Genomic DNA, 11409 nt, shown 5'->3' with positions numbered 1-11409 from the left:
TCACTAAAGCAACTGCTTCTTGCTTAAATTCGGTTGTATAAGTTTTGTTTTTTCGTTTTGTCATTTAACACCTCAATATTAGATCATTGTCCATTATTAAAGTGTCCTGCTCAATTAAACCAGTTCAGGTGTAAGGCAGAAGGCGTAACAGTAGACTCAATTTTCTCAATGAAAGGGGACCAGGTTGTAGGTGTAGTACGCAATGGTAGCCTTTTAAATGATTATGAACAGCATGCATTAGTTTGTAAGGATCAAGTGATTATATTGGCCTCAAATACTGAGCGAATTGAAATAGGTAAGTTTTTTGGTCCTGTTATTTTATCAAATAACCTTGGGTACGATGACTTTTTTGGTGAGTTTGATTTAAACCCTGAAGCAAAATTGATTGATTTAGCAAATGCTTATGGAGTTGATGCGAGTTCTTTCGATAAGGATCTTAGTTTAGAGCAATATATTTTGAATCAATTTCATGGAAAACCTGTAGTGGGTGATCAAGTTAAATTAGACTTTATTTGCCTTATAGTGAAAGGCGTTGAAAATAAAAAAATTATTTCAATCGGATTAAAGCTAAAATCGTCAAGTTAACTAAATTGTGAACTACCCATCGGCGCCGCTTCGCGTCGAACAATGTGCTTCTGCAGTCTAACTTTTGGGAGCTAGGCTGCTTCTTTTGTCTCAGCTTCCCCAGCAAACTTCGATAACTCGAAGACTTTCGTTTTGATAGCTGATTTATGCTGATATATGGGATTAACCCTGGCGACGATTCCAGCCGCAATTCAGTCAAACTTACCAGGATTGGCTATGCTTTTAGCCGACGATAGATCTCGGTTTTGATGCGTTCCGCAAGCTACACAAGTGAAAAGTCTTTCATTCTATGTTAACACATGATGTTGGCCGCAATTTTCACAAATTCCAGTGGATTTTTAAAGAGACCTATTCCACGATAGAGCTAACCTTCTAGATTGGCTTTGTATTGCGAAAACTGAGTAATTAGCCCCATGATGTTATCAGCAATCATGCTACCATTAAACTTTTGTATCCCCTCTACGTTTAAATCTTCGAACACAAAATATCATTTTCATTGGCTATCTGTTCGAAACGCTTCTGCTGATAAAATTAGATATATATTAAGAACATGACTAACTGTTCCGATTTATCCCATCGACGCCATTTCGCGTTGGACAATGAGTTTTCTAGTAAATTTCGATAGGTTTAATTTAGTTGACATGAATTTTTCTTCTAATTCAATTTTTTTTCAGGCTTTATTGTTTGGCTAAGTTGGTAAGTTAACTTTGAGTAATTCCAACAAGGTCTAATAATGAGTTATTTAAAGGCAGCGGCTTTAACTACTTTGGTGTTTTCATTTAGCGCTATTGCTATCACAACTATCAAAGGAACGATGAATATCTACAAACCAGAATTTGTCATCGAGAACAAATCAGGCACACTTATTTCAAATGTAAAAAACTTCAAGCTTGAGGCTCGCCAAACTGTTTTAGACGATTACTGTACTGTCACTACAGATAACAATACAGCATTACAAGGGGGAACCTTAAGCGCTGGATATTGCTTATTTGAATGGAATAACACAGCCGGTTATTTAATTGATGGATTTAAAGTTGAAGGCGTTGCTTCCAATTCAGGTCCGAATAGTATTGGCTACTCAATTTATTATTATTCAGGGTCAGCAAAAGCTAAAAAGTTAGTTGATACAAAAAACTTTATTTTTAATTTTGCAGCTCCAGTTAAGCCGACTGTCCAAGGATACTCAGTTAAGCTTGGGAACTCATGGAAGAGCGTAGGTAGTCATACCAATTACAACCCCGCAAATAAGTTTTCTGCAGTTAGAGTTAATGTTGACGCAAGGGATTACAGTCAGAAGGTATCTATACCATCGCTTGGTAGCTGTACAGTAGAAAGTGGCGCTACTTCATGCGATATTTCATTTTCAGAAATAAAGCTTGGTGATGCTATTTCAAATAAAGTGGGCTCTTTAAGCTATCAAGTGTCAGTTGATTCGAGTCATAGTTATTGGGGAGTTAGTAACACCAAACATGCTTTAACTGTTCCTTGGAATTACCAACCAACAAAAATTGACCTTTTTGAGGTTAATTCTATGCCTGCTAGTTATGCGACAACAAAGACAATAAACGTTAATAGCAAATCAATTCAAGTTTCGAATAACACAGCTAAACTCGTTTTAAATAAGCCTTCAAGCGAGATTGTTGGCGATTGGTGGGCCCCATCTGAGTTAAATGTAAAATTCAGCCGAAACAGTCAGCCAACTATTTCAAGTGGCATCACCTATAGCGGGAATGTTCTATATACAAAAGATGGCTCACTAGTTACAGCAAATAAGACTATTACGAGCACTAAGAGAGAAAGTGTAAATGGTGCATATGTTTACACCTTCGATATGACGCAAATTGAAGATGGTTATTATGGTGCTTCTGTGGCTTTCACAAATTCAAGTGGCATCCCTTCCAACCAAAATTTTAATGGGTTAAGAATTAACAAAACGGCCCCAAAAATTGATATTTTCAAATCAGGTGTTAAGCAAAATAACAGCAGTAACTTTGCATACAATCAAGAGCTGGTAATTTCAACTTTCAATTCATTTACAGATGACGTTGACCTGGTATCGATTCAAGTTAATTCTTCTAACGTTGCTTTTAACAAGCCAAAAATTGGTGTTGCCACAATACCTGACACTGTTATTTTCAAAAATGGCTTAAATACAATAAAAGTTACGGTCAAGGATACTCTGGGACATTTATATTCCAGAACAATCACACTAAATAAAGTTCAAGATGAAATCGAGTTTAAGATTAACAATTTAGGTGGTCGATTAGTATCTCACGTAAAAGAGTCTAGTTTTGAAGCAGTCCAAACTAAGTTTTCAGGTTTCTGTGACATTGTGACTAATGAAGCGGTTGCAATTGGTACCAATAATAATGTATCTGGAAAGTGTTATTTTGAATGGGTTGGTATGGATGAGCTTGATAGAGATAACTTTTCTCTGAAAGGTCGATTGAGAATGAGCGGAGTTGTGCCTGTTGGGTATAAAGTGTTTGCCTATTTTGGCGCGGAGAAAGAGAAAACACTAATCAAATCTGGAACTACATCTTTTAACGTCGAGGCCCCAATTGCGCCTGAATTAACAAAATATTCTATTTATGTAGGGAATAAATGGATCGACAATAATAGCGACGTCAATCACGATCCAAACGCTCAGGTTAAAGCCATTTCAATCACTACAAAGCCAGTTAATTATTCACAACAGGTGATTGTCGATAATTTGGGGAATTGTTTAATAAATGCTGGAAGTACATCCTGCACAATAAATATCACTCCATATTTCCTTGGAAATAAAAATTACATTGGCTATGAGGATGGCATTGTTTCTCACCAGTTTAAGGTAAATTCAATTAATAAGTACTTTACTGATAAAGAAATAAACTCACAGGCCGTTGTTAGTTGGGAATATGCATACTCTCGGGTAGAGCAAGTAAAAGTTAATGCAAGGGCTAGTGGTTTGCCATTGAGCTTTGGCTTGTTAGGCGCTTCTATAGATGTTGAGAACGAAACAGCGAGAGTTGTATTTGATAAACCGTCTCCAGCTATATCAGGTACATGGTGGCTTCCTAAATCGATTGAACTTGAGTTTAAAGTTAGTGGTTCGCACGAAGTCCTTAAGGAACTTGAATTTGACGGTACTACTCTTTTTAAAAACGATAATATTACTGAAGGTGAAACTGTAATAGTAAAAAATCTAACCGGGCCTGAACTTATTAATAACAAGTTTATTTATACAGCTGATGTGCAGAGTGTACCAGATGGACACTACGATATTACGGTTACTTCAAAGTACTTATATTCAAAATCAGATAAAAAAGAATTTAAAAACGCTGCATTCTTATCTCGTAAGCAGCCATCAATTTCTATTTTCAGAAACAGCCAAAGCATGGAGGAAGATGATGAGTTCTACTTTGATAGTGAACTGTTAGTAGCAGGGTTTAATGGCTACGTAAATGGTGTCACTATTGAGAGTGTACAATCAAACGGTGTGCCATTAAGTTTAAATTCTGTTGGTGACGGTATCGTCACTATTAATGGCTTAACTCAACAGTTATCACCTAAAGATAATGCAGAAATTAGTGTTGTAGTTAAAAACTCTTCAGGTGATAAATTTAATTATGATCTAAATGTTGTCTTTGCTCCTATGTCGTTTGATATAAAGCATCGTGAAAACGACTATCTACCGTTCAGACTAATTGAATTGGTTTATTTAGATTCTAAACAAGTGAGCGGCGAAGAGTGCCGGTTCTATAGTGAAAGAGACCTCGCGGTTAAATATGCGCGCAAAGGTGTTAAAAGTTGCATATTCAATTGGGTTAATTTACCAGAAGGCTTTGAAATATCATTGCGAGGTAGAACACCATCGGCTGTTGGTTATTTAGACAAAGCGCTTGTAGAAATTGAAAGCGATATCGAAATAATTAATGAGTTTGGTGAAACACTGATCATACCTAATGAAAAGACACTGATTTCTTCTCAGGAACCAACAGGGATTTCAGTTGAAGCTAGCTCAAGGCGAGAACTTATAAACGGATTTTATCCAGTTGAATACTCGGGTGGTGAAATTGTCAGAATGGGTACTGTATCGAGCCCTGGTTCATTAGATATGACATTCGACACCAAAGGGGTTAGCCAAACATTTCCGAAAAACCCTTCTACAAGAACAGGTGAAATATTTAGAACATCTGGTAGGTTCGATATGCCTTTTGAAGTTGAACGCAATCTATGGGAAGTATTCCCTATCGATTACAACGTTAAGTACCATAGAATGCCAGAAATAAATGCATCCCAAAGCATTAAAGCTTTAGTCGTTCCTGATAGCACACTTGGCGTTAATCTAGATTTTCAAGATGATCAGATCCTATCTACCGATGAAGTAACAGCTAAAATCAACCTTGGGAATTACAATCGAATCGATGGATGGGTTTATGACAAAAGCTCAATGGGTGAATGGGAAGTTTACATAGGTAAGTATGACAGAAGAAATATACCTGAACCATTAACAGAAACTGTCACAATAGATGCGAAAGGAGAAGCCTTCATAAAAATGCCAATGGAAGTTATTGGCGAAGAAAGTGGAATTTATGTTGCAGTAGCAAAAGCAAAAACACCTATACCTGATTATGAGTACTATATTCAGTCTGCTCGTGCATACTTTATTGTGTACAAAGGCACTGAAATTGAAGGTGAGCTAAGGGATGGCTTAATTAAGGGCCGGATACCATTGAGAGCTTCAGCAATTTATTCACCGGAAGACCGAGCAGATGTTGGCTCACTTGGCCGAGTGGTGTGGGAAGTTTCAAGTAACGGTTCCGATTGGAGGGAGTCTACAGAACATAAAGACACTTTACGTTGGCGTAAGCGATATGAAAACGAAGAAATTGAATACTTGAGAGTTAAAGTTGAAAATAAGTTTACAGGTGAATGGTCAACTAGCGGTACTCTAAAAGTTGTTGCTTATGAAAAACCTGAACTATTAATTCAACAAACTAATGAAGTTCTATTTAATGAAGCTGCAAAGTTCGTTTTGTATGACGGAGATAACCTCGTTCAAAATGGGGATAGTGTTATCGAGTGGTCAACTGATAATCGTAAGTCTTGGTTCTCAGGTCCAGCAAAAATCTCATTCTATAAAGATGACTTTACAGGAAGAGATATCAATGCCCGAATGAAATACAACGGAATAGCAAGTGACAGTAGTTTAGGTGATGAAGCTTTTGTCGAAGCTAGGGCTCGATATTACTTCTTAAGAGCGCCACGATTCTATTTTGATTTAGATATCCCTGATCTAGTCGAAGTTGGCTCTACACACCACATTAAAGGAAGCTCTTTCACAAGAACTGAGTCTATTAATGGTAGGACTCAAAACCAATGGGTGTTACCGGATGGGAAAGTAATAAATGATAGTGAATTTGACCTGACATTTAGTGAAAATCTTCTTGAAGGAAGAAACTTTATTCTGACCTACCAAGCTTGGGTAGAGGGGTCAAAGCAAGAGACAATCAACGAGACTAGAGTTCGTGTGAAAAGCTGGACATACGAGTTTCCTGAAATTGAACTAAACATGCCAGCTACAGTAAATTATATGCCTTCTAAACATATTGCATGGGTAGGCTTAGAGCGTCATTTTGCTCCTGGCGTCGAGTATGCATATGAGCTACTAAAAACACCCGGAGTTAAAGTGTTAAATCAAGATGACGGCAAGTTTACTCTGCAGTTTTCCCAAGAAGGAATGAAAAATCTCATGTTTAGGGTTACAAACAGCAGGGGACAAAGTAAAGAAGTAAGCCAAATTGTAGAAGTTTTACCTCCAACACCATTAGAAATTGAGATTGTGCGTACATTCAGTAATGAATACCTGAGATATCCACTAGATGTATCACTTAGATCTCGTGTATGGCTTTCACACCCAGATGATAGAGTTGCAGTGTATAAATGGTACTTGGATGGCGAGCTTGTCATGGAAAGCAAGCGTTATAGAGAAAGTATTGGAGATTTATCAGTTGGCAATCATTCTATCCGCGTCGATGTTGAAACTGAGTTTGGTCAGACTGGTTCGCAGTCATTTGAAGTGAACGTGATACCAAATCAGAAACCAACCGGAAGTATTAATATGCATGAAACAGATCAAGTGTTTGAATTACATCTCAACTGTAATGACTCGGATGGTCGAATTGCTGCGACTACATGGCAGTTAAATGGTGAGTTACTAACGCATTCTCATAATATTATCCAATTAAGCAAGGATAAGCTAAAAGGCACAAATTATGTTGTAGGTAGATGTTATGACGATAGTTTTGAATTCATAGATATCACTCAGACAATTCATTAAATGATATGTGAATATGGCAGCTATTTTTACTGCCATATTCATAAAAAATGAACAACTTTTAATTGGGCTCAAATGTTGCTGAAAGGTTGAAAATTATTGAGCGGCTCGTTAGTAATCCATTTGGCCAAAAATGTTGATCATGGTGTTGTAGCGGATCTGTTTGGTTATGCATCGAGACAAGTTGTGACAGATAAATACAACGGTAATCTACTGCAATTATCAGACGCCATTAATAGCGTATATTCAAGAATAAAAATGACAGGGCATTAGGAAGTTGAAAAAATTTAAGTTTATAAACAATCAATCAAAAAAAGAGTTTCTAGCGTTGCCCGATAAAATTCAAAAGCGCTTTGCAAATGATTTAAACGCTATTTGTCAAAACAAAGAGCCATTTAGCAAGTTTAAGCACTTAAAGGAAAGTGTAGGCATTGGTGCAGTTGAGCTAATAGAGAACGGCAGGCCAGCATATCGAACGATTTACGTTGCTAAGTTTGCAGATACAGTGTTCATCTTGCATTCGTTTACCAAGACGACTAACGAAGTCGATAAACAGGCTATGGACACTGCAAAGAAGCGGTACAAGCTAATGCAAAAAGAAATTAAATGAAAATATATCAACACTTGTATATATATCATTGCTGATATATAGTGCTTATAAGTTAATCAATAAGGTTTTTAAGATGACTCTTGAATACTCAAATATCTTTGATGCAATCACCGAAGATAAAGCAGAAGCCTCTGAATTACAGACACGATCAGATCTGATGATTGTCATTCGTGACATTATCAATGCCAAAAATTGGTCACAGGCCGACGCTGCAGCTCAATTAGGGCTAACGCAACCTCGCGTGAGCGATTTAGTTAATGGGCGAATTGAAAAGTTCAGCATTGATAAGCTAATGACTTGCTTGTATCGCATAGGTTTCCGTTTTAAGCCTGCGTTTGCTGATAATCAATTAACAATGGCTGTAGAAGCAGTTACAATTAACAAATGATTGAAATACGCATAAAGTAAGGTGCTAAAGCAAAGGCTGAACTTCAAGGCAATGCGGTGAGAGATATCGCTGGTTACCTCAAAAACTACTCTGCGGGTATAGAGTAACTAGCGAAAGAGATTTGACTTGACCATATAGATCTTTCGACTTTTGGGACACAGAAATTTAGAATTAGTTTCCACGACCTAGGAACCCTATACTTGATGGTATTGTTCAATTCTCTGAAATTGATGAGATATTAAAAACTTTAATTAAATAAGCACATTTAAGACAGAAAATGTATAAGTTACAAAAAAGGTAGCCTCAACCAAAGGCTACCTTTTTTATACTAGAGTTCTTTGGAGGAGACTTTAGTATGTCGTTAATGTACCACAAATACTTTCTTAATCGCCAAAAAAAATTCAATACGAAAGAAAATCTCAGAATTACTCAAAAATCTCACTGTAGAATTTATTTACGTTCTCACAAAAACAATTAGCTATGAATAGCATAAAGTTGAAAAGCACAGTCATAGTATGCCTTACACTACTTGGCTTATATTGGTTAGCGGAATTATTTTTTGCTCGCTTCACATTTTCTTTTCCTACATTTCAAGAGCAATGTTTGTATGCTCACATGTTCATAGTCGACAATCGTGATAAGGATATTAAAAGGGGAGATTTAGTTGCATTCAAATTTAACAAGGAAGATAAAAATTTTGATAAAGGGTTGAACTTCATAAAAATTGCAGCTGGAGTTCCTGGCGATGAAATCAAGTTCTCGCCAAATGAAATGCTTGTAAATCGAGTCGAATCCAAAATTGCTGGAATGACGCATGCCATTAATTTCTTACAGTTAAACCCAAAAGAGTATGAGCGACAAATTACCTTGAATGAAAATGAATTCTTTATGGTTGGTGAGACTATTTATAGCTATGACAGCAGGTTTTGGGGGCCAATAAATGAAGAGGATATTTTGGGGAAAGCATATGCAATTTTTTAAGTCGATACTTTTGCTGTGTGCGTTCTCAGTCTCCGTAAGTGCCAATCAAAAAAACAAATATGATGTTTCTAGTTTTCAAGACGCTGCGAATAAGGCTGTCGAGAAAGCCAAAGAAAATGGGTGGTTAAAAGATATAGATAAGCCAACAATTCAAGAAAACGATATAGCTTTAGCCAAGTCAATTGCAGATCAGGCTGTTGTTATTTCCAGTGAAACAATGAAGAGAGCACTTCCACAACAACAAAATAAGATTGATTTATTAGAAGGTACAGATGGCGCTATTTTCGTAAGTTTCTCAATGCCCAGAAGAGCACTTATTGATGCCTTCCAAGTGGCCAAAGAGCATAACTTAACAATTTTATTTAGAGGGCTAGAAAAAGGGGCTACACACATATCATCGACGATGAAGCTTATTCAGAAATTAAGTGCCATATCAAAAGTAGAGCCAAATGTAGGAATAAACCCACTAAGATTTAAAGAGTTTAATGTAACCGGTGTACCAACTATCGTCATAAGAAATGGTAATAAGCATCTTATTGCTCCGGGCACATTGAATGCGCAATATGCAAAAGAGCAATTTGACCAAAAACAAGGCGATTTCAAGTTAGAGCCATTAGGCCAATTATTCAATATTGACGAACCTGACATCATAGAGCAAATGAAAGCTGCAGCAGGCAAGATTGATTGGGCTGAGAAGCAACGTTTAGCAAAAGAAAGGTTCTGGAAGAAATATAAAACTTACCCTCTCCCCACGTCAGATGAATCTAAGCAGTGGCTAATAGATACGACTGTTCGCGTAACTCAAGATATCAAAAATGGCCGTGGAGAAATATTGGCCCGAGCTGGCGACATAACAAACCCTTTAAAACAATACCCTATGCATTTAAACATTTTTGTAATTGATCCCTATGTGAAGTCACAGGTTGATTGGGTTAAGGAAGAATTAAAATTGATATCAGGACAGTTTCAGATTCATCTAACCCATATGGATAAAGACAAAGGGTGGGATGACCTTAGTAAGTTTCGAAATGAGTTTGGGGCACCAGTTTTCATTTTGCCTAAACAAGTTATTGAGAAATTTAAAGTGGAAGCTACACCAAGCAAAATCGAAACACAAAGCAATGGCTATTTACTGGTACGTCAATTCGATTGGAGTGAAAAATGAAATTAATTTTAGTTGGGTTAGGCGTTTTGGGTGGGGTCTATTTAAGTTACGAGTACCCCACTGTAGCAAAGCAAATCTGGGATACCGCTTGGCATTACTTTCTAATCGCATTTAATTGGTTAGAGTCAAAAGTGGTTCAATTGTAATGCGCTTTACATTGATTTTCCTTATTTTCTTAGCAGCTTTATTTTCAACGCAAACAAAAGCCGAAGGTAACGCATGCAATAACGCGAATGTATTTAGCAATATAATAAATGAAGTTTGTTGGTCGTGCTTCTTACCAGTGCGATTGATGGGAGTTGGTCCAAAACCAAACGGGGCTGCACCTGACCAATCGATTTGTGCTTGTAATGATGCTCTTGGAATCCCGGAGTTTGGCTATCAACTGGGGTTTTGGCAGCCGTCTAGATTAGTCGAACATGTGAGAGTTCCATGGTGTGCACCCGCATTAGGGGGAGTTAGGCTTCAGGATGATCTATTTTCATTGTCGACTGGAGTGGATGTTAAAAGTTCCGGTGGTGCAGACTTGGCAACGTACCAATACCATTACTATTCATACCCATTATTTGCGATGTTGGAAATTTTGTATTTGCCTAAATGTGGTGGTGAATATACAGATTTTGATTTGATGTACCTTAGCGAGATTGATCCAACTTGGAACAATGATTTGCTCTCAATTTTACTATCCCCAGAAGCATTTATATTTGCAAATCCAATTGCAAAAGCGTGGTGTACTGCGGATTGTGCCGCAATTACAGCAGGAGATGTTCAAGAATCTACATATGGTTGTGCTGGCTGCGACGGAAGTCTCTATCCATTTACTGGAAATGTTTATCATGGTGAGTCTGGGCCGCGTGTAACTTCTCTTTTGACACAACGTGTACTTGCGAGTTTGCACCGAAAGGGGTTGGCTAGAAAAACAATCGGAGAGGATGCAATGTGTAAACCCGAGTTTTGGCCAATGATCCCCAAATCCCAGTATAAGCTTTCGATGCTTCATCCCGTAGCAGAAGCTGATAGAAACTCCCCAAATGGTAAGTGCTGTCACCCATTGGGAGAGTCTGAACATAAATGGTCTACAGCGGCAGGTGGTAGAACCATCCCAGGTCTTGAAGACTACTTATATTTACTGTGGCGTTTTAATGACTGTTGCGTAATTAGCTCTGGTATCAATGCGCCTTCAGAATAGTGAGGAATTTAATGAAAAGCGAAGATTTTAGAAGTTTTTTGAATTGAACATTAGGCTTGCGCAATCTCACCCTTTCAAGGGCGAGTCAAGCAAGAGGTAACTAGTCTTTTTTCTGACTTAAAGCGCGTGAAGTTTTTACGGCTCTTTCACTTGGCGGTGTGTTTTGATT

The 11409-nt window shown here is 37.5% G+C and carries 8 protein-coding genes; all 8 read left to right on the top strand.

The genetic code is table 11. The annotated features are described in order from the left end of the window. Positions 1-168: 168 nt before the first annotated feature. The 8 genes from L1272_RS21940 to L1272_RS21905 all read left to right on the top strand — a co-directional run bounded on the left by L1272_RS21940 (position 169) and on the right by L1272_RS21905 (position 11240). Positions 169-585, top strand: coding sequence for a transporter associated domain-containing protein (locus tag L1272_RS21940; RefSeq protein WP_235374292.1), 417 nt, complete (start codon positions 169-171; stop codon positions 583-585). A gap of 733 nt (positions 586-1318) precedes the next feature. Next, a complete protein-coding gene (locus tag L1272_RS21935; protein WP_235374291.1) occupies positions 1319-6910 on the top strand; it encodes a hypothetical protein in 5592 nt (1863 codons plus the stop codon). Between the two features lie 274 nt (positions 6911-7184). Further along, entirely contained in the window at positions 7185-7517 is a 333-nt protein-coding gene (locus L1272_RS21930) for a type II toxin-antitoxin system RelE/ParE family toxin (protein WP_036973792.1), read from the top strand. Positions 7518-7590: 73 nt separating this feature from the next. Beyond that, positions 7591-7905 carry a helix-turn-helix domain-containing protein gene (locus tag L1272_RS21925; protein ID WP_235374290.1) on the top strand — a complete coding sequence of 105 codons (315 nt, stop codon included), beginning with the start codon at positions 7591-7593 and terminating at the stop codon, positions 7903-7905. Positions 7906-8385: 480 nt separating this feature from the next. Further along, on the top strand, positions 8386-8886 hold the full coding sequence (gene lepB, locus L1272_RS21920) for a signal peptidase I (RefSeq protein WP_051501951.1): 501 nt from the start codon (positions 8386-8388) through the stop codon (positions 8884-8886). Continuing rightward, positions 8873-10051, top strand: coding sequence for a TrbC family F-type conjugative pilus assembly protein (locus L1272_RS21915; protein ID WP_235374289.1), 1179 nt, complete (start codon positions 8873-8875; stop codon positions 10049-10051). The genes lepB and L1272_RS21915 overlap by 14 nt, the downstream gene beginning before the upstream one ends. Further along, positions 10048-10197, top strand: coding sequence for a hypothetical protein (locus L1272_RS21910; protein ID WP_235374288.1), 150 nt, complete (start codon positions 10048-10050; stop codon positions 10195-10197). The genes L1272_RS21915 and L1272_RS21910 overlap by 4 nt, the downstream gene beginning before the upstream one ends. Further along, the gene (locus L1272_RS21905; protein WP_175083506.1) at positions 10197-11240 is read left to right on the top strand and encodes a TraU family protein; all 1044 of its coding nucleotides are present in this window, start codon (positions 10197-10199) and stop codon (positions 11238-11240) included. The genes L1272_RS21910 and L1272_RS21905 overlap by 1 nt, the downstream gene beginning before the upstream one ends. The last annotated feature ends 169 nt before the right edge of the window (positions 11241-11409 follow it).

The organism is Pseudoalteromonas sp. PAST1 (assembly GCF_021532515.1).
Classification (GTDB): Bacteria; Pseudomonadota; Gammaproteobacteria; order Enterobacterales; family Alteromonadaceae; genus Pseudoalteromonas; species Pseudoalteromonas simplex.
The sequence above is the reverse complement of the archived record's forward strand: the minus strand, read 5'-3'. Positions and strand labels throughout refer to the sequence as shown.